The 18,105-nt window shown below is 65.7% G+C and carries 15 protein-coding genes; 4 read left to right on the forward strand and 11 right to left on the reverse strand.

Going from position 1 to position 18,105, the window contains the following annotated elements; all coding sequences use genetic code 11:
- Positions 1-123 precede the first annotated feature (123 nt).
- Entirely contained in the window at positions 124-1,833 is a 1,710-nt protein-coding gene (locus tag IM708_RS02660) for a bifunctional sulfate adenylyltransferase/adenylylsulfate kinase (RefSeq protein WP_209424765.1), read from the reverse strand.
- 148 nt (positions 1,834-1,981) lie between these two features.
- Between IM708_RS02660 and IM708_RS02665 the strand changes: the two genes are divergently transcribed.
- A complete protein-coding gene (locus IM708_RS02665) occupies positions 1,982-2,590 on the forward strand; it encodes a septation protein IspZ (RefSeq protein ID WP_209424766.1) in 609 nt (202 codons plus the stop codon).
- 256 nt (positions 2,591-2,846) lie between these two features.
- On the opposite strand, the gene IM708_RS02670 is transcribed toward IM708_RS02665, so the two are convergent.
- Both IM708_RS02670 and IM708_RS02675 read right to left on the reverse strand, forming a co-directional pair.
- Complete coding sequence (locus tag IM708_RS02670) at positions 2,847-3,563, reverse strand: glutathione binding-like protein (protein ID WP_209424767.1); 717 nt, start codon at positions 3,561-3,563, stop codon at positions 2,847-2,849.
- A 16-nt stretch (positions 3,564-3,579) separates the two neighbouring features.
- The gene (locus IM708_RS02675; protein ID WP_209424768.1) at positions 3,580-4,572 is read right to left on the reverse strand and encodes an alpha/beta hydrolase; all 993 of its coding nucleotides are present in this window, start codon (positions 4,570-4,572) and stop codon (positions 3,580-3,582) included.
- 151 nt (positions 4,573-4,723) lie between these two features.
- Between IM708_RS02675 and metZ the strand changes: the two genes are divergently transcribed.
- The gene (metZ, locus tag IM708_RS02680) at positions 4,724-5,926 is read left to right on the forward strand and encodes an O-succinylhomoserine sulfhydrylase (RefSeq protein WP_209424769.1); all 1,203 of its coding nucleotides are present in this window, start codon (positions 4,724-4,726) and stop codon (positions 5,924-5,926) included.
- A gap of 162 nt (positions 5,927-6,088) precedes the next feature.
- Here metZ and IM708_RS02685 read toward each other — a convergent pair whose 3' ends face one another.
- The gene (locus IM708_RS02685) at positions 6,089-6,802 is read right to left on the reverse strand and encodes a response regulator transcription factor CtrA (RefSeq protein WP_209424770.1); all 714 of its coding nucleotides are present in this window, start codon (positions 6,800-6,802) and stop codon (positions 6,089-6,091) included.
- Between the two features lie 93 nt (positions 6,803-6,895).
- Positions 6,896-7,174, reverse strand: a complete 279-nt coding sequence (locus tag IM708_RS02690; protein ID WP_209424771.1) for a DUF1153 domain-containing protein — start codon at positions 7,172-7,174, stop codon at positions 6,896-6,898.
- A gap of 157 nt (positions 7,175-7,331) precedes the next feature.
- Here IM708_RS02690 and mnmA point away from each other — a divergent pair, with 157 nt between their 5' ends.
- Positions 7,332-8,471 (forward strand): tRNA 2-thiouridine(34) synthase MnmA, encoded by a 1,140-nt coding sequence (gene mnmA, locus IM708_RS02695; RefSeq protein WP_209424772.1) that lies wholly within the window; start codon positions 7,332-7,334, stop codon positions 8,469-8,471.
- A gap of 135 nt (positions 8,472-8,606) precedes the next feature.
- Positions 8,607-9,728: a FliG C-terminal domain-containing protein gene (locus IM708_RS02700; RefSeq protein ID WP_209424773.1), complete on the forward strand. Its 1,122-nt coding sequence runs from the start codon at positions 8,607-8,609 to the stop codon at positions 9,726-9,728.
- On the opposite strand, the gene hflX is transcribed toward IM708_RS02700, so the two are convergent.
- From hflX to IM708_RS02730, 6 genes are all read right to left on the reverse strand, one after another.
- On the reverse strand, positions 9,716-11,047 hold the full coding sequence (gene hflX, locus IM708_RS02705; RefSeq protein ID WP_209424774.1) for a GTPase HflX: 1,332 nt from the start codon (positions 11,045-11,047) through the stop codon (positions 9,716-9,718). The two genes, IM708_RS02700 and hflX, sit on opposite strands and share 13 nt — an antisense overlap.
- Before the next feature lie 22 nt (positions 11,048-11,069).
- The gene (gene hfq, locus IM708_RS02710; protein WP_209424775.1) at positions 11,070-11,303 is read right to left on the reverse strand and encodes an RNA chaperone Hfq; all 234 of its coding nucleotides are present in this window, start codon (positions 11,301-11,303) and stop codon (positions 11,070-11,072) included.
- A gap of 158 nt (positions 11,304-11,461) precedes the next feature.
- Complete coding sequence (locus IM708_RS02715) at positions 11,462-12,961, reverse strand: potassium transporter TrkG (protein ID WP_209424776.1); 1,500 nt, start codon at positions 12,959-12,961, stop codon at positions 11,462-11,464.
- A 1-nt stretch (position 12,962) separates the two neighbouring features.
- On the reverse strand, positions 12,963-14,339 hold the full coding sequence (trkA, locus tag IM708_RS02720; protein ID WP_209424777.1) for a Trk system potassium transporter TrkA: 1,377 nt from the start codon (positions 14,337-14,339) through the stop codon (positions 12,963-12,965).
- Positions 14,340-14,348: 9 nt separating this feature from the next.
- A complete protein-coding gene (locus IM708_RS02725) occupies positions 14,349-15,740 on the reverse strand; it encodes a sigma-54 dependent transcriptional regulator (protein WP_209424778.1) in 1,392 nt (463 codons plus the stop codon).
- A complete protein-coding gene (locus IM708_RS02730) occupies positions 15,737-17,998 on the reverse strand; it encodes a PAS domain-containing sensor histidine kinase (protein ID WP_209424779.1) in 2,262 nt (753 codons plus the stop codon). The genes IM708_RS02725 and IM708_RS02730 overlap by 4 nt, the downstream gene beginning before the upstream one ends.
- Between the last annotated feature and the right edge of the window lie 107 nt (positions 17,999-18,105).

Here is an 18,105-nt window from a genome sequence, read left to right on the forward strand (position 1 = left end):
CCCGGTCCCGTTCGGCGCCGATCCAGCGCCCGCCGGCCGCTACAGGGCCCGCGCGGCGCCTTCGCCGCGCCCGGCGACCGGCCCCTCGACGGGGTCGGTTGACGGGCCTCCGAAAGCGCCCCGTCAGCGCCCAGACACGAGGCCCATCGACTCGAGCGTCAGCAGCACCTGGTGCGCGCAGTGATCGACATCGACGTTCTGCGTATCGACGCGCAACTCGGGCGCCTCGGGTTCCTCGTAGGGATCCGAGATGCCGGTGAACTCCTTGATCTTGCCCTCGCGCGCCAGCTTGTAGAGCCCCTTGCGGTCGCGCTTCTCGCATTCCTCCAGCGGCGTCGCCACATGCACCTCGACGAAGGCGCCATAGGCCTCGATCATCTCGCGCACGGTGCGCCGGGTCGCCGTGTAGGGCGCGATCGGTGCGCAAAGCGCGATGCCGCCGTTCTTGGTGATCTCGCTCGCCACATAGCCGATGCGGCGGATGTTGATGTCGCGGTGCTCCTTCGAGAAGCCCAGTTCCGACGACAGGTGCTTGCGCACCACATCCCCATCCAGCAGCGTCACCGGCCGCCCGCCCATCTCCATCAGCTTGACCATCAGGGCGTTGGCGATGGTGGACTTGCCCGAACCGGACAGCCCCGTGAAGAACACCGTGAACCCCTGCGCCGCGCGCGGCGGGTACCGGCGGCGCAATTCCTTCACCACCTCGGCGAAGCTGAACCATTCGGGGATCTCCAGCCCCTCGCGCAGCCTGCGGCGCAGTTCGGTGCCCGAGATGTCCAGCACCGTCGCCTCTTCGGACACCTCGTTCGCCGGGAAGTACTGCGCCTTTTCCTGCACGTAGACCATGTGCTTGAAGTCGACCATGGTCACGCCGATCTCGGCCTCGTGGGTCTTGAACAACTCCTGCGCGTCGTAGGGGCCGTAGAAATCGCGGCCCTCGCTGTTCTTGCCCGGCCCCGCGTGGTCGCGCCCGACGATCATGTGGGTGCAGCCGTGGTTGCGCCGGATGATGCCGTGCCAGACTGCCTCGCGCGGGCCGCCCATGCGCATCGCCAGGTTCAGCAGGCTCATGGTGGTGGTGGCGGCAGGGTACTTGTCCAGCACCGCCTCGTAGCAGCGCACGCGGGTGAAGTGGTCGACGTCGCCGGGCTTGGTCATGCCGACGACCGGATGGATCAGCAGGTTCGCCTGCACCTCGCGCGCGGCGCGGAAGGTCAGTTCCTGATGCGCCCGGTGCAGCGGGTTGCGGGTCTGGAAGGCCACGACCTTGCGCCAGCCGAGCTTGCGGAAGCGCGCGCGCAACTCGTTGGGCGTGTCGCGACGGCCCTTGAAATCGTAATGCACCGGCGCCTGAATGCCCGTCACAGGCCCGCCCAGATAGACCGGTCCGGCGATGTCGTGCAGGTAGCGGACCGCCGGATGGGCGAAATCGTTGGCGCCGAACACCCCCTCGGCTTCGCGCGCTTTCTCGGGCACCCATTTGTCGCTGACCGACAGGATCGCAAGGATCACCCCCTCGGGGTCGCGCAGGGCGATGTCCTGCCCGGGTTCGATCCCATCAGCGAAAGCCTCGGAGACATCGAGCGTCACGGGCATCGGCCAGAGCGTGCCGTCGGCCAGGCGCATCTTCTCGACGGCGCTGTCGTAGTCGGCCTGCCCCAGAAAGCCCTTGAGCGGCGTGAAGCCGCCGTTCATCAGAAGCTCCAGATCGCAGATCTGCCGGGGCGTCAGATCCCAGGACGGCAGCGTCGCCGCCTCGACCTTCAGTTTCTGCGCCGAGTCGGCGGAAACGTAGAGTTCGGAAATGGGCGCATGGTTCGGCATCGACATCGGGTCTGGTCCTTCACGACTTTCGCGCGGGGAGTGTTCGGTTTTTCCGCAAAGGTCAAGGGTCTGGGTTTGCGCGACCACGCGGCATTGTCACTTGCAACTTGGCACCGGCGCAGGGCAGATGGGGCCAGACAGATCAGGAGAGCCGATGCAACCGCCCCCGACCGCGCCCGACCCGCGCCTGCGTCAGATCCTGGAATTCGGCCCGCTGCTGGTGTTCCTGGCCGCCTATTTCTGGTTTCGGGACACGGTGGTCACGCTGGGCGGGGTGGACTACGCGGGCTTCATCATCGCCATCGTGATCTTCACGCCGCTGCAACTGGCGGCGACGCTGATCATGCGGCGCCTGACCGGCAAGCTGTCGCGCATGCAGGTGGCGACGCTGGTGCTGGTCGTGGTTCTGGGCGGCATCACCGTGGCGCTGAACGACGAGCGCTTCTTCAAGATGAAGAGCACCTTCGTCTTCGGCATCTTCAGCCTGCTGCTGTGGATCGGGCTGGCGCGGGGCCGGTCCTATTTCGCCTACGTTCTGGAAGGCGCGCTGCCGATCAGCCACGACGGTTGGATGATCCTGACCCGGCGCCTGGCCTGGTTCTTCGCCGCCGTGGCTGTCGCGAACGAGGTGATCTGGCGCAATTTCTCGACCGATGTCTATGTGCTTTGGGATACGCTGGGGCAGATGGGGGTGATGTTCGGCTTCTTCATTTCCAACTACCGCCTGATCGAAACGCACTGGCAGGAACCGGACGAGACCTGAGGCTTTTTCGCGCGCTTGGCACCTCGATGGGGGGCGTCCAAATTTGGACGCCGAAGCAAGTCATTGATATCGCGATGAAAGAGAAAATTTCTTAACCGAATTTTCATCCCGTTTTCGGGGCCTTTCGGGGGCCGGATTCGGACCACGCGCGCGGTCCGTCACCTGCGGTCAAGGCGCCGCCGTTGGGGTGCCCGGTGGTCGGGCGGAGCCGACCGGCCAGCGATTTCGCGCCGGGGGCAAGGCCCCCGGTACCGGATCAGCCTTGCGCCGATTTCACCCCGAACAGGATCTCCTGCGCCTTGCGGTCGTGCGCGGAGTTCTGCCGCGCCTCGGCCGCGACCGCCTTGCCCTTCTCGAAGGCCGGGCGCGCCGCGAGTTCGTCTAGCCAGCGCGCCATATGCGGCTTGTCGTCCAGCGTCTGCTCCTGCCGATCCCAGAGGCAGGCCCAGGGCCAGATCGCGAAATCGGCGATCGACAGGAAATCGCCCGCGACATAGTGGTTCTGCGCAAGCTGCCGGTCGAGCACGGCGTAAAGCCGGCCGACCTCGCGCCGGTAGCGGTCCTTGGCGTAGGGCAGGTCCTGCGGCGGATCCAGCTGCGGCGCGTAGCTGAGGAAGTGATGCGCCTGGCCTGCCATCGGGCCGACGCCGCCCATCTGCCACATGAGCCACTGGTCGACCGCGGTGCGGTCCCTCTCGGTCGGGCCGCCGAACTGGCCGGTCTTGCGCGCGAGGTACTGAAGGATCGCGCCGGATTCGAAGATCGAGATCGGTGCGCCGTCCGGCCCCTCGGGATCGACGATGGCGGGCATGCGGTTGTTCGGCGCGATGTTCAGGAAGTCGGGTTCGAACTGTTCGCCCGTCCCGATGTTCACCAGTTTCACGCGATAGGGCAGTCCCATCTCTTCCAGCGCGATGGTTATTTTCCACCCGTTGGGGGTGGGCCAGTAGTGCAGTTCGATATCGGCGGTCATTCATTCTCTCCCAGAGTTATTCAGGGAGGTTTGGTCCCCGCGGGGCAAAAGGCAAGGCCAAACGCCGCGAAACCAGCCGCGACCATCGCGGCGTCGGTGGTTCGGCGAGCAACTCGCGCAGGGCAGGCAGGGTCAGGCGCTCGCGCTCGTGAACCAGGGTCCGGTAGAGCCGGAAGATACCCGGCCTCAGGTAGACGGACCAGTGGCAGACCCGCAGACCCGCCGGCGCGAGTTCGAAACCCAGCGCCGCAAGCCGGTCGAGCACCGGCGCATGGTCGATCTGCAGATCGAGCCAGTTCGGCGCCTCGCGCAAGCCCAGGCCAATCGAACGCCCGCGACCGTGCATCGGGATCTGGCTCAGTTCGAACAGCATGTCGAAGATGTCGTTTTCGCGCGTGGTCACATTGATGAATTCGGCGCCCTGTCCGGCGGGGGAGTCGATCGCCCGCAACGCGCGCGGGCCCAGTTCGGCGCCGGCGAGCAGGAAGACGCGACCCAATGCGCCAGCGTGCAGAAGCGGGACCGCCGCGAGCGCAACCCGCGCCCCGAGGCTGTGGGCAAAGAGGTCCACCGGTCGGTCGGGGGCGGCGCGGCGCACGATCTGCACAAGCCGCGCCAGCGCTTGCGCGGCGGCCTCGGCCTGACGGCTCGCCGCCCAGACACCGCCGCCGCCGTTCCAGCCGAACCCGATACAGAGCCCCGGACGCGCCGCCGCCTCGGTCGGCGAGGCCGGCGTGAAGCGAAGGTGGCGGGGCCAGGACAGGTAGCGGCGCGTGGCCTGACCCGAGCGCGGCGCGTAGATCAGGCGATGCGGGTCCACGGCGGCGACGCCAGGCACGTAGCCCATGCCGTGGATCATGATCAGCACCGGCGCGCCCGCCGGCAGCCCGACCAGGGCATGACGCACCTGAGCCTCGGGCGAATCCGAGGCGGGGACCCCGATGCAATCGACCGGGGCGGCGGCGCTGGTCAACCCGAACCGGGTCGCGGTGATCTGAAGAAGCGGCATGTGGCATTCCCGGCGGAAGTTCTGCGCGCAGTCTGCGCGCGGCGCGTTACCTGATGGTTACGCCGCCGTTGACGCTTGATTGACGTGCCCGCGGCAAGGGGCTAAGCGCGGATTGCGCCACCGCCGCGCAGGGTCTTGAGAGAGTGGGAAGATGCGCAGCACCGACGGGACGGATGGCAAACCCTGGGCGCCGCGGACGGTCGCCGTGCATGCCGGCGCGCGCCGCAGCCAGTACGGCGAGGTGGCCGAGGCGATCTACCTGACGCAGGGCTTTGTCTATCCGACCGCGGAAGCCGCCGAGGCGCGCTTTGTTCAATCCGGGCGCGACGAGTTCATCTATGCGCGCTACGGCAATCCGACCGTGGCGGCGTTCGAGGACCGGATGGCGGCGCTGGAAGGGACCGAGGACGCCTTTGCCACGGCAAGCGGCATGGCGGCGGTGTCCGGGACGCTGTGCGCCATGCTGCGCACCGGCGATCACGTCGTCGCGGCGCGGGCGCTGTTCGGATCCTGCATCTACGTGCTGGACGAGGTGCTCAAGCGCTTTGGCGTCGAAGTGACCTTTGTCGACGGAACCGACCTGGACCAGTGGCGCGCGGCGATCCGGCCCGGCACCAAGGCGGTGTTTCTGGAAAGCGTGTCGAACCCGACGCTGGAGGTTGTCGACCTGAAGGCGGTCGCGGGACTGGCACAGGCGGTCGGGGCGCTGGTCATTGTCGACAACGTCTTCGCCACGCCGGTTTTTTCCCAGGCGCTGGCATTGGGGGCCGATGTGGTGATCTACTCGGCAACTAAGCATGTCGACGGTCAGGGGCGCTGCTTGGGCGGCGTGGTTCTGGGCACGCGCGAGTTCATCCGCGGCACGATCGAGCCCTACATGAAGCATACCGGCAGCGCGATGAGCCCGTTCAACGCCTGGGTCCTGCTGAACGGGCTGACCACGATGGACCTGCGCGTCCGGGCGCAGGCAAGGACGGCGCAGGAATTGGCACGAGCGCTTGAGGGGCATCCCAAGCTGTCGCGGGTCCTCTTTCCCGCGCTCGAGAGCCATCCGCAACACGAGATCGCCTCGGCGCAGATGGGCGGCCCCGGCACGGTGATGGCGCTGGAGGTAGCCGGCGGGAAGGAGGCCGCGTTCCGCTTTCTCAACGCGCTCGGCGTCGTGCTGATCTCGAACAACCTGGGGGATGCGCGCAGCATCGCCACCCATCCCGCGACCACGACCCACCAGCGCCTGCCCGACACGCAGAAAGCGGAGTTGGGGATTACCGAGGGGTTGATACGGCTGAGCGTCGGGCTGGAGGATGCGGCGGACCTGCTGGCCGACCTGACCGCAGCTTTGGACGCGGCCTGAGCCGGACGAGGACGACGCCGGGAGTCTCCGCGTGATGAGGGCGGCTTTCGGCGCCACAATCCGGGCAGGGAAACGTCAAGGGCGCGTCCGGCTGGACGCGCCCCTGACGTTCGAAAGGTTATCGGCGGCCCGTGGCTGATGGTCAGGGACCGTCGCGCGCGTTCAGGCGCTGATCGCGCGCGGGGCCTTGTCCTGGGTGCGGACCGGGTCGCGCAGCACGTACCCGCGCCCCCAGACGGTTTCGATGTAGTTGTCGCCGCCCGTGGCTTCCGCCAGCTTCTTGCGCAGCTTGCAGATGAAGACGTCGATGATCTTCAACTCGGGCTCGTCCATGCCGCCGTAGAGATGGTTCAGGAACATCTCCTTGGTCAGGGTCGTGCCCTTGCGCAGGCTGAGAAGCTCCAGCATCTGGTATTCCTTGCCGGTCAGATGCACCGTGTCGCCTTCGGCATCGACCGTCTTCGCATCCAGATTGACCGCGATCTTTCCGGTATGGATGATCGACTGGGCGTGGCCCTGGCTGCGACGAATGATCGCATGGATGCGGGCGACGAGTTCGTCGCGATGGAACGGCTTGGTCAGGTAGTCGTCCGCGCCGCTGCCGAACCCCTTGAGCTTGGTGTCGGTGCTGTCTTCGCCGGTCAGGATCAGGATCGGCGTGTCGATGCGTGCCAGCCGGATCTGGCGCAGCACGTCCAGCCCCGTCATGTCCGGCAGGTTGAGGTCCAGAAGGATCAGGTCGTAGTCATAGAGCTTGCCCAGCTCGACCGCTTCCTCTCCCATGTCCGTACAATAAACGTTGAAATTGGCATGAGTCAGCATCAGTTCGATGCTGCGTGCCGTCGTCGGGTCATCCTCGACTAGCAAAATGCGCATGGATAGGGCTCCGCGTTAACCTTGGCTCGGGCTATGTTTGAACAATGTTCGTTAACGCCCGGTTACCGTGCGGATGACCCATACACACTCTACCTATAGTTGTCTATATCTTTGTAGCGCCGTGACTTTCAACGCATCGAGACCGTGATCGTGAACGGCGCGGCGCCAGGCCTCGAACTCTTCCTCGCTCAGGGAGTAGCGTTCCATCGCTTCTTTCATGGTTATCAGGCCCGCTTCCACGGCCTTGACGACAACCGCCTTTCGGCTGGCCACCCATCGACGCGTCTTCTGCGGCGGCAGATCGGCACGCGTCAGAACGGTCCCATCCGCCAGCTTCACGGCCCGCGGGCCGTCTATCTTTTTCAGGTACATGTCACACACCCCAACTTTATCCCGCTGAAAGGGTGCCCCCGGTTCTTTAATGCCGGGTTTAGCAACACGGCCCCGAGGGGTTGAGAACGTCTCGAATTTTCTTATATTCGCGCGAGTTTCTGAAACCCTTGCCCAACTCCTTCGACGGGATCTGCCCATGGCGCGCGATCTTGCGCTCAATTCGCTCGGCTTTGCCAAACCGGCCTCGGAAACGCGCGTTCTGGTCGCCATGTCCGGGGGCGTGGACAGTTCCGTCGTCGCGGCGGAACTGGCGGGCCAAGGCTACGACGTGATCGGCGTCACGCTGCAGCTTTACGATCATGGCGCGGCTCTGGCCAAAAAGGGCGCCTGCTGCGCAGGGCGTGACATCCACGATGCCCGCCGCGTGGCCGAGGAACTGGGATTCCCGCACTACGTGCTGGACTACGAAAACACGTTTCGCGAAGCGGTGATCGACGAATTCGCGGATGCGTACCTGGCGGGCGCCACGCCGGTTCCCTGCATTCGCTGCAACGAACGCGTGAAGTTTCGCGATCTTCTGGAAACGGCGCGCGAGCTGGAGGCCGATTGCATGGCGACCGGCCATTACATCCAGCGCAGGATGGGCCCGCAGGGGGCGGAGTTGCACATGGCGGCCGATCCCGCGCGCGACCAGTCGTATTTCCTGTTTTCGACGACTGCCAAGCAACTCGACTATCTGCGCTTTCCGCTGGGCCACCTGCGTTCGAAATCCGAGACGCGGGCGCTCGCCGCTAAGCACGGGCTTTCGGTCGCCGACAAGCCCGACAGCCAGGACATCTGCTTCGTGCCGAACGGCAACTACGCCGCGGTTATCGAGAAGCTGCGCCCGGGCGCGGCCGATCCGGGCGAGATCGTGGACATGGACGGCAATGTTCTGGGCCGGCATCGCGGCGTGATCCATTATACCATCGGCCAGCGCCGGGGCCTTGGCATCGGCGGCCTTGCCGATCCGCTCTATGTCGTCCGGCTGGACCCGGAGTCGCGGCGCGTCGTCGTCGGCCCGAAAGAGGCGTTGCGCGCGCGCCGCGTTCCGGTGCGTGAAATCAACTGGCTGGGCGATGCGCCCTTCGACAGCCGCGACGAATGGACGCTTTCGGTGCGCATCCGGTCCACACGACCGCCGTCCGAGGCCGTTGTGCGCCCGACCGGGCCCACGAGTGCCGAGGTCGAGTTGCTGAACGCCGAAGAAGGCGTGAGCCCGGGGCAGGCTTGTGTGTTCTATGAATCCGGGGGCAGCCGGGTTTTTGGTGGCGGCTGGATCTGGCGCGCAGACTGAGCGTGCGTGCGGCAGTGTCGATCCTGGAACGGACGCGGCGCAACGGCAAATAGACTTTTCGAAACAGCCGCTTTCAGCACCCTGTTAACTGTTCGCTGAGATGCTGGCGACGATTCGATTGGGATCGACCTTCGCATGACGCTCTCGCTGCCACAGATCAAGTCCGGGCCGCCGCCCGAACCCGCCCGCCCTGCCCACGCGGCGGGCGGTCATCTTCCGACGCACGCCACCAGCCCCCGCGGGCGCCGCATCCCGGTGCTGCGCGGTCCGCAGAAGGCCGCGATTCTGGTCCGCCTGCTGATCGCGCAGGGCGCCGAGATCAACCTTGCCGCGCTACCCGACGAGATGCAGACCGCGCTGACCGAGCAGCTTGCCGAAATGCGGCTTGTCGACCGCGATACGATGGAAGCCGTCATCAGCGAGTTCATCGAGACGCTAGAGCAGATCGGCCTCAGCTTTGCAGGGGGAATTGACGGCGCGATCAAGGCGCTTGACGGAAAACTCAGCCCCGCGGCGGTACGGCGTTTGCGCGAACTTGCCGCCGGGCGCGGATCGGCCGATCCCTGGGAACGCCTTGCCGCCGCCGAACTGGACGAACTGACGGAACTTTTGCAGCCGGAAAGCGCCGAGGTGGCAGCGGTGGCACTGTCGAAGCTGACGGTGAAGAAAGCGGCCGCGCTGCTGGAACGCATGCCCGGCGAACGGGCGCGGCGGGTCGCCTATGCGATTTCGCTGACCGGCGGGATTGCACCCCAGACGGTCACACGGATCGGCAAGTCACTTGCGCTGCAACTGGACCAGCGCCCGCCCCGCGCTTTCGAGGCGCCGCCGAGCGACCGGGTGGGCGCGATCCTGAACCTGGCGACGTCGCAGATCCGCGACCGGCTTCTGGCCGAACTCGATGAAGAGGATCAGGGCTTTGCCGCGGGCGTGCGCAAGGCGATCTTCACCTTCGGCCATATTCATTCCCGCCTTCAGCCAAGAGACGTGCCGCGCGTGCTGCGCGATGTCCCGCAGCCCGAACTGATCTCGGCCCTGGCCGCCGCCCTGGGCGCAGGCGAGACGAACGAGGCCAAGTCGGCCGAGTTCCTGCTGGCGAACATGTCGCAGAGAATGGCCGCCACCTTGCGCGAAGAGGCCGAAGCGCTTGGCCCGGTAAAGGCGTCGGTCGCGGAGGCGGCGATGGCGGCGGTGGCGGATGCGGTGCGCGGACTGCTCGATGCCGGCGAGATCACGCTGGTCGATCAGGACGACTGAGGGCCGTCGGTTTCGGCTTCAGGGTCCGACAGCAGCGATTCGAAACGACGCCGCTGCGCCGCCGTCCAGTGGACGGTCAACCGAATACCCGCGTCCTCCGGGGCTTCGTCCTGCACGATCCCCTCGGAATAGAGCCAGGCGCGGGCGCGGCCTTCGTCATAGGGCAGGACCAGCTCTGCGGTGGTCCGTTCGGCATCGAGTGCCCGCGTGACCGCGGCAAAAACGGCATTGAGCCCCTGCCCCGTCAACGCCGACCCTGGAAAGACGCCGTCGCGCCGGGCGGCGATGGTCAGGCGCGGATCGTCCGCTGGCAGCAGATCGGCCTTGTTCCACATCTCGATGCGCGGCGTGCTTTCGGCGACGCCGAGCGCGCCCAGGATCGCCTCGACATCGGTCGCCTGCGCCTCGGTTTCGGGATGCGCGATATCGCGGACATGGACGATCAGGTCGGCCTCCAGCACCTCCTCCAGCGTGGCGCGGAAGGCGGCGACCAGTTGTGTCGGCAGATCCGAGATGAAGCCAACGGTGTCGGACAGGATCACCTGAAGCCCGCCGGGCAGTTGAACCGCGCGCATGGTGGGGTCGAGCGTGGCGAAAAGCATGTCCTTCGCCATCACCCTGGCCCCGGTCATCCGGTTGAACAGCGTCGACTTGCCGGCGTTCGTATAGCCGACGAGGGCAACCACCGGATAGGGCACCCGGCGACGCGCGGCGCGGTGCAGCTCGCGCGTTCTGGCGACCTTTTCCAACTGCTTGCGCAGGCGCACGATCTGGGTGTCGATGGCGCGGCGATCCGCCTCGATCTGGGTTTCACCGGGGCCGCCGACAAAGCCCAGCCCGCCGCGTTGACGCTCCAGGTGGGTCCATGCGCGCACCAGCCGCGTGCGCTGATAGCTGAGTGCGGCAAGCTCGACCTGCAGCACGCCTTCACGGGTGCGCGCCCGGTCGGCAAAGATCTCCAGGATCAAGCCGGTCCGGTCCAGCAGCTTCACCTTCCAGTCGCGCTCCAGATTGCGCTGCTGGACGGGACTGACCGGGCCGTCGATGAGAACCAGCTCGATCTCCTCGCCCTCGATCCGGGATTTCAGTTCATCCAGCTTGCCCGACCCGAAAAGCTTGCCGGGATGCGCGCGCGGCAGACGCACGACCTGCCCGCCCGCCAGTTCGATCCCGGGCAGGGCCTGAGCAAGCGCCATCGCTTCGGACAAGGCGGCATCCGGTGAACGCGACACCTGCTCGCCACGGATCTCGGGATGAAGCACCAGGGCGCGAGTCGGCCTCTTGCCGCCAGCCCCGTCGAGTTCGGACACGTCGATCATCGCATCGGGCGTCGCGGCAGGCTCACTCGTCGCCCGTATAGAGGTTGATCGGCTGCCCCGGCATGACGGTCGAAATCGCGTGCTTGTACACCAACTGGCTCTGCCCTTCGCGGCGCAGAAGGACGCAGAAATTGTCGAACCATGTGATGACGCCCAGGAGCTTCACCCCGTTGATCAGGAATATCGTGACCGGAACCTTGTTCTTGCGAACGTGATTGAGAAATGCGTCTTGAAGATTCTGTTTGTCGTTGGCCATCGCTTTTGCCTTTTTTTTTCGTGGCCTGCGTCAATAGGCGCTGACGCAGCGTTCCCCCCGGCAGCGGAGTATGGAGTGGCTTTCTCGATCTTTCCAGCCTAAAAACCGTCGTTTGATCCTCCACACGCCACCAATTGGGCCTTGAACTGCAGGTTGCATCATCCGCGACCCAGTCGCGCCATTACCAGCGCCACGAGCACGAGGATCTCAAGCCTTCCGAGGATCATTGCCAGTGCCAGAATGAAACGAATCGAATCGGAGACGCCTGTCCACAAGAGGGGTGCCTCGGCCGCGACCTGCGTCAACGGACCGGTGGTCGTCAGCGCGGCGATACCGAAGATCAGGGCGGACTCGAAGCGCAGGCCCATCGCCATGAGCAGCGCGACCAGCGAAACGCCGGCAATGGCGAAAACCATGACGAGCAACCAGGCGGCGCGCGCGCCTGCCGTGGCAAGCTGTCGCGCCCTTGGACCGCCGCCGACAACCATGGACGGATAGATCATCCGCTCGACCTCGACCCGGCTCATCCTGGCCATGGCGTGCACTCGCAACAGCTTGACCCCGCCTGCGGTCGTTGCCACCCCGCCCCCCATGAGCGCGAGTCCGACCAGCAAGAGTCCCGGCGGCGACAAGCCCGACCAGGCGCGCATGGTCGACCAGTCCTCGCTCACCAATCCTGCTGTCGTCAGGAAGGAAAGCCCGTTGAATGCCATACCCCAGACCGCCCGCCCAAGGGCCGGGAACGCCTCGTCCTCGGGCAGGGCCGTCCCCGCGGTCATATGGCGGAACACGACGATCAGGATGACCACCAGCAGGATGATCACGCCGGCAACCAGCTCGGGGTCCCGACGCGGCGTGAACCGCTCGAATCCGCGCGGCCCGGGGCGCATGCGCAGGCTGAGCGCGGGCAGCAGCGCCAGAAACAACACCACTTCCGCGCCCAGGCCGACCGGGCCGAGGCCGATCTGCGCCAGCACACCCGAGGTCGAAAGGGCCGCCATTGCCTGCATCAACGCGTCGAAACCGGATACGCCCAGCGATGTGAGCGCCGCCCAGACCAGCGCGGTCGCCGCCAGATAAGGCAGCAAGACCAGGTTCAACTGCTGGCGCAGACGAAGCGAAACATCTTCGCCGGCATCGGCGCGCATCAGGGGTTGCAGCGCCTTCTCGCGCACGACTTCGTACCCGCCCAGTCCCAAGGGAGCCAGAAGCGACATCGCCACGACCAGGATGAACAGCCCGCCCGACCATGCGACAAAGCCACGCCAGAGGTGCACCGACGCCGCGATGCGATGAGGCGCCTCGATCACCGTGGCGCCGGTCGTCGTGAAACAGGCGACCATCTCGAACCAGGCGTCCTGAAAGCGCATGCCCGGCACGGCCTCGACCAGGGGCAGCGCCATGGCGACCGGCAGCAACAGGTAGCTTGCCGCAAACAGCGGCAGGAGTGCGTTCGCCCGTTGGCGACCGCTTGCGCCGCTCAGCGCAAGCGCGAGCAGTGCGGAAAGCAGGATCAGGAAGACCCCTGCGTAGAGGAAAGCGCGCCCCACCGGGGCGATGCCCGCCAGAAAGGCATGCCCGGACGGAACCAGCATCGCCGCACCCGTCGTTCCCAGCAACAACACCGGCACCGGCGCGCGGAGAAGTCGCGCGAGCATGTCAGAAGTACTCCACCGCGACCTGCAGGAGGCGTTCTACCTTGGGAACGTCATTCTTGAGCACGAAGATCACCAGAACGTCGCCGGCCTCCAGCAGGGTCGAGCCGCGGGGCCGGACGAGCACCTCACCCTTGAGGACCGCCCCGACAAGCGCACCTTCGGGAAAATCCGCGGACGCGATGGTCCGTCCGGCCAGCGAGGATGTGGACAGGACCTGCGCCTCGATGACCTCGGCCTCGCCGTCGCCGACGGTATAGATCGAACGGACGCGCCCGTGGCGGACATGGCGCAGGATGGACGAAACCGTGGTGGCGCGCGGGTTGATGTAGGCATCGATGCCCAGATGCTCCATCAACGGGGCCAGCGAGGGGTCGTTGATCAGCGCGATCGCCAGCTTGCATCCCATCGCCTTGGCACGGACCGAGGCCAGCAGGTTGATCTTGTCGTCATCGGTCACGGCCAGAACCGCGTCGGCACGCTCGACCCCGGCTTCGGACAGGATGGCGCTGTCCATCCCATCGCCGTTCAGAACGATCGTTCGTTCCAGCGCATCCGCGGCAAGTTCTGCGCGGGCGCGATCCCGCTCGATGGCCCGCACGCGGATGCGCTCGGGACGCTCTTCCAGCGCCCGCGCGACGGTGAGGCCGACGTTGCCCGCTCCGATGACCACCACCCGCTCCTGCCGGGCGAGCGGCTTGCCGAAGATCTCGAGCGTGCGCGGCAGATCCTCGGTGTCCGAAATGACATACACCTGATCTCCGTCGAACAACTGGTCCTGCGGCTCGGGCGCGAACAGCCGACCGTGACGGCGCACACCGACGACGATGGCGCGAAGGGTCGAGAACAGTTCCGTCAGCTCCCGCAAGGCGGTGTTGAGCACCGGGCAATCCTCGGCCAGCACGATACCGGCGAGGCGCACGCGCCCGTCGAGGAAATCCTGAACGTCGAATGTCGAGGGCGCACCGATCCGGCGAAGAGCGGCCATCGAGACTTCGTGCTCGGGGTTGATGATGACATCGATCGGAACATGCTCGGTACGAAAAAGGTCCGAATAGCGCGCCTGCAGATAGGACTGGTTGCGCAATCGCGCGATCTTGCGGGTGACGTTGAATAGCGAATGGGCCACCTGACAGGTGACCATGTTCACTTCGTCCGAGAAGGTGGCGGCGATCACCATGTCGGCGTCATGCGCGCCGGCGGCCTCCAGCACGTCGGGGTAGGAGGCAAAGCCGATCACGCCCTGCACCTCCAGCGTATCGGTCGCCCGCCGGACCAACGCAGGGTTGTTGTCGACGATGGCGACGTCGTTGGCCTCGCCCGAAAGTTGCCGCGCGATCTGCCAGCCGACCTGGCCGGCGCCGCAAATGATGACCTTCATCGCCGCCCCTCAAACCTGCTCGCGGTCGCTTCGGGCATCGCCCAAGGCACCGGTGCCGACACCCAGCGACTTCAGCTTGCGATGGAGCGCCGAACGCTCCATGCCCACGAAGGTCGCAGTACGCGAAATGTTGCCGCCGAAACGGTGGATCTGGGTCAGCAGGTACTCCCTTTCGAAAAGCTCGCGCGCTTCCCGCAGCGGCAGGGTCGCGAGCACGCCCGACAGAACCACCCGCCCCTCGCCCGCGGATTGACCGTTTTCGCCCTGAAGCTCTCTCGCCTCGATCGGGCCCGTCCCCTCACCGAGGATGAGGGCACGCTCGATCACATTGCGCAACTGGCGGATATTGCCGGGCCAGCCCATTGCTTGCAGCTGCGCTTCGGCCTCGGCCGAGAGATCGCGCTTGGGCAGACCCTGGGTCTGGTGGAAGTGGTCGATGAAATGCCCGGCAAGAAGCGGGATGTCATCGCGCCGTTCCTCGAGCGAGGGCACCGCGATCGGCACGACATTCAGCCGATCGTAGAGTTCCTGACGGAAATTGCTTGCCGCGATTTCGGCCCTCAGGTCGCGCGTGGTCGAGGAGATGACGCGCAGATCGACCTTGACCTTTCCGTTGCCCCCCACGCGGGTAAAGGTCTGGTCGACCAGCACGCGCAGGATCTTCGATTGCGTTCCCGACGGCATGTCGGCGACTTCGTCCAGGTAGATGACGCCGCCGTTGGCCTGTTCCAGCAAGCCTTGCACGACGCCCTGCGCGCCTTCCTGACCGAAAAGGACGATTTCCATCTTGTCGGGCTCGATGGCCGCGCAGGAAACGCTGACGAACGGCGCATCTGCGCGGTTCGAATGCGCATGGATGAAGCGCGCCGCCATCTCCTTGCCGCAGCCAGAGGGCCCGGTCAGCATGACCCGGCCGTTCGACTTCGTGACTTTCGCCAACTGGGATTTCAGAAGCTTCATCGCCTGGCTCAGGCCGATCATCTCGGTTGGCCCACCATCCCGGCGGCGAAGTTGCGTATTCTCTCGCCGCAACCGCGAGGTCTCCATCGCGCGGCCTATCACGACCATCAGCTGGTCGATGTTGAACGGCTTCTCGATGAAGTCGTAGGCACCCTTCTTGATCGCCGCAACCGCGATCTCGATGTTGCCATGCCCCGAGATGATGACGACGGGGATGCCCGGATGCTCGCGCTTGACCGCCATCAGGATGCCGATCCCGTCCATCCGGCTGTCCTTCAACCACAGATCGAGGATCAGAAGCGCCGGCGGATCGGCGGAAATCGCGTTCATCGCCTCGTCGGCATTGGCCGCGACGCGGGTCGTGTAGCCCTCGTCGCGCAGGATTTCCGAGATCAGTTCCCGGATGTCGCGTTCGTCGTCGACGATCAAGATATCGCTCATGCCTCTGCCTCGGTCTGTTGTTCGGCCTCTGCCCGCGACGCGCGTGCGCCCCCCAGCAGCGGCAGTCGGATTTCGGCCAGCGCCCCGGCATGGGTGCTGCCGTCGAAGACGGGCGCGTCGCGCAGGCGCAGCGCCCCGCCATGTTCTTCGATGATCTTCTTGACGATCGGCAGGCCAAGTCCGGTGCCCTGCTTGCGGGTCGTCACATAGGGCTCGAACAGGCGCGTACGGTCTTCCGGCAGGCCGATACCGTTGTCGGCGATGGTGATGGTCACCGCGTCGTTCCCCTCGACCATCCTGAGTTCGAGCCGCGGGGAGTAGTTTTCATCACCATTGCTTTCCTTGTAACTTTCAATTGCTTCTCCGCCGTTCTTTATCAGGTTTGTAAGCGCCTGACCGATCATGCCCCTATCGATATCGAGTACCATCGGAAAGGCCGGCAAGTCGGTGACGATCTCGACGTCGGGAAGCCCGGCCTCCTGAAGCGTCACGGCATCGCGCACAACCTCGACGAGATCGTGGGGGCGGCGATCGGGTTCGGGCATTCTTGCGAAGCGCGAAAATTCGTCAACAATGCGGCGCAGGTCATTGGTTTGGCGTACAATTACATCTGTCAGCTCTTCCAGAGCCTTTGCTTCGTCCTCGGCCAGGTGCCGGCGGAACTTGCGCTTGATCCTGTCAGCAGACAGCTGGATTGGGGTCAGGGGATTCTTGATCTCGTGCGCGATCCGTCGAGCGACGTCGCCCCAGGCCGCCATTCGCTGCGCCGAGACCAGTTCAGTCACATCGTCAAAGGCCAGCACATAACCCTCCAGATCGCCTGCAGCGTTGCGGCGTTCGGCCAGGCGCACCAGCAAGGTCTCAAGTCGCCCGCCGCGTCCGAGGCGCAACTCCTCCTGAATGCGGCCGTCCAACCGGGCTTCCCCATTGCGCAGCCGCTCCAGAAGCGCGGCAAACTCGGGCACGACTTCGATTAGCGGTTTTCTTTGTGCCGCCTCGCCGCCGATGCCTAACAGCGTCTCCGCTGCCCGATTGACGAATTCCACCTCGCCCGTCGCGTCCAGCCCAATCACGCCCGCCGTCACCGACCCAAGCACCGAATCGAACAGGCGGCGACGCCGTTCGATCTGCCGGGTGTTGGTGAGCAGTGCCTCGCGCTGCTGCTTCAACTGCCGGGTCATCTGGTTGAAGACGCGCCCCATCAGGGCGATCTCGTCCTCGCCTTTCTCCTCGGGCACCTGCTGATCCAGATCGCCCGCACCGACCTGCTCCGCCGCGCCGGCCAGTCGCCCGATAGGACGCGAGAGACGTTCGGCAAACCACATGCCCAGCCAGACCGCGGCAAGAATCAGGATCAGCGCAAAGCCCAGATAGATCATGCCGAAATTGAACAGCAGCCGACCCCGCTCGCGTTCAAGCTGGTTGTAGAGCTGGATGGTCGCCTGCGTCTCGTCCAGAAGGCTGAGCAGGTCCCCGTCGACCGCCCGCGCGATATAGAGCAGGCGGTCCGCACGACCCTGCAGTTGCACAAGCACACGGAATTCGCTGTTCTCCAGATCACGGATCAGGACCAGTTCCCCATCCAGCGCCAGTTCTAGCTCGTCGCGCGTCGGCTGGATGAAGTCGAACAGGTAGGATCTTTCACCGCGCAGGCGCAGATTGCCGTCCCCGTCCAGAATGAAGGCGACACGCAATCCGCGCTGCACATCCGCCTGCGCCTGGCTCAGCACCTGCCGCAGCTCGCCCTCGGGTACCAGGGGATCGCGCGCAAGCACCGCCTCCAGTCGGCGCGACACGGCGAGCCCGTCCTCGATCAGGTTTTCCTGCTGTTCTGCCTGATAGGCCTCGGAGGCCGCGAGCGAACTGCCGACGACGTTGCGCACGCGCTCGGAGAACCACCCTTCCAGCCCGAAGTTGATCGTGACCACCGCAAAGACCGCGACCGTCACGGCCGGCAGCAGCGCGATGATGGCGAAAAGCGCGGACAACCGCATGTGCAGGCGCGAACCGGCCGAGCGCTGGCGCCGCGCGGCCACCATGCGCGCGATCCGCGCCATGACCAACGCGGCGATGACAAGCAGGTAGATAAGGTCCAGCAGCAGGATGACGCGCAGGGACGGCACGCCTGCAGGAACCGTGAACGGACCGAGCACCAGTACCGTGCCCAGAACCAGAATGGGTGCCAAGGTCACGAGGACGAAGGTTGCAATCGCCTGAATTCGACGCCGGCGCGGGCTGCGTCGCGGGGGAACCGCCATGACCGGCGCCAGGCCCGGGGGCTGGTGTGCCGGAATATCCGTCGCCATCGATGCCGCTCGCCGCCTCGTTTTCGACGGGCGCGATCCGGCGGGCCGCACTGCGGCAG

It is taken from the genome of Pararhodobacter sp. SW119, from assembly GCF_017811755.1.
GTDB lineage: Bacteria > Pseudomonadota > Alphaproteobacteria > Rhodobacterales > Rhodobacteraceae > Pararhodobacter.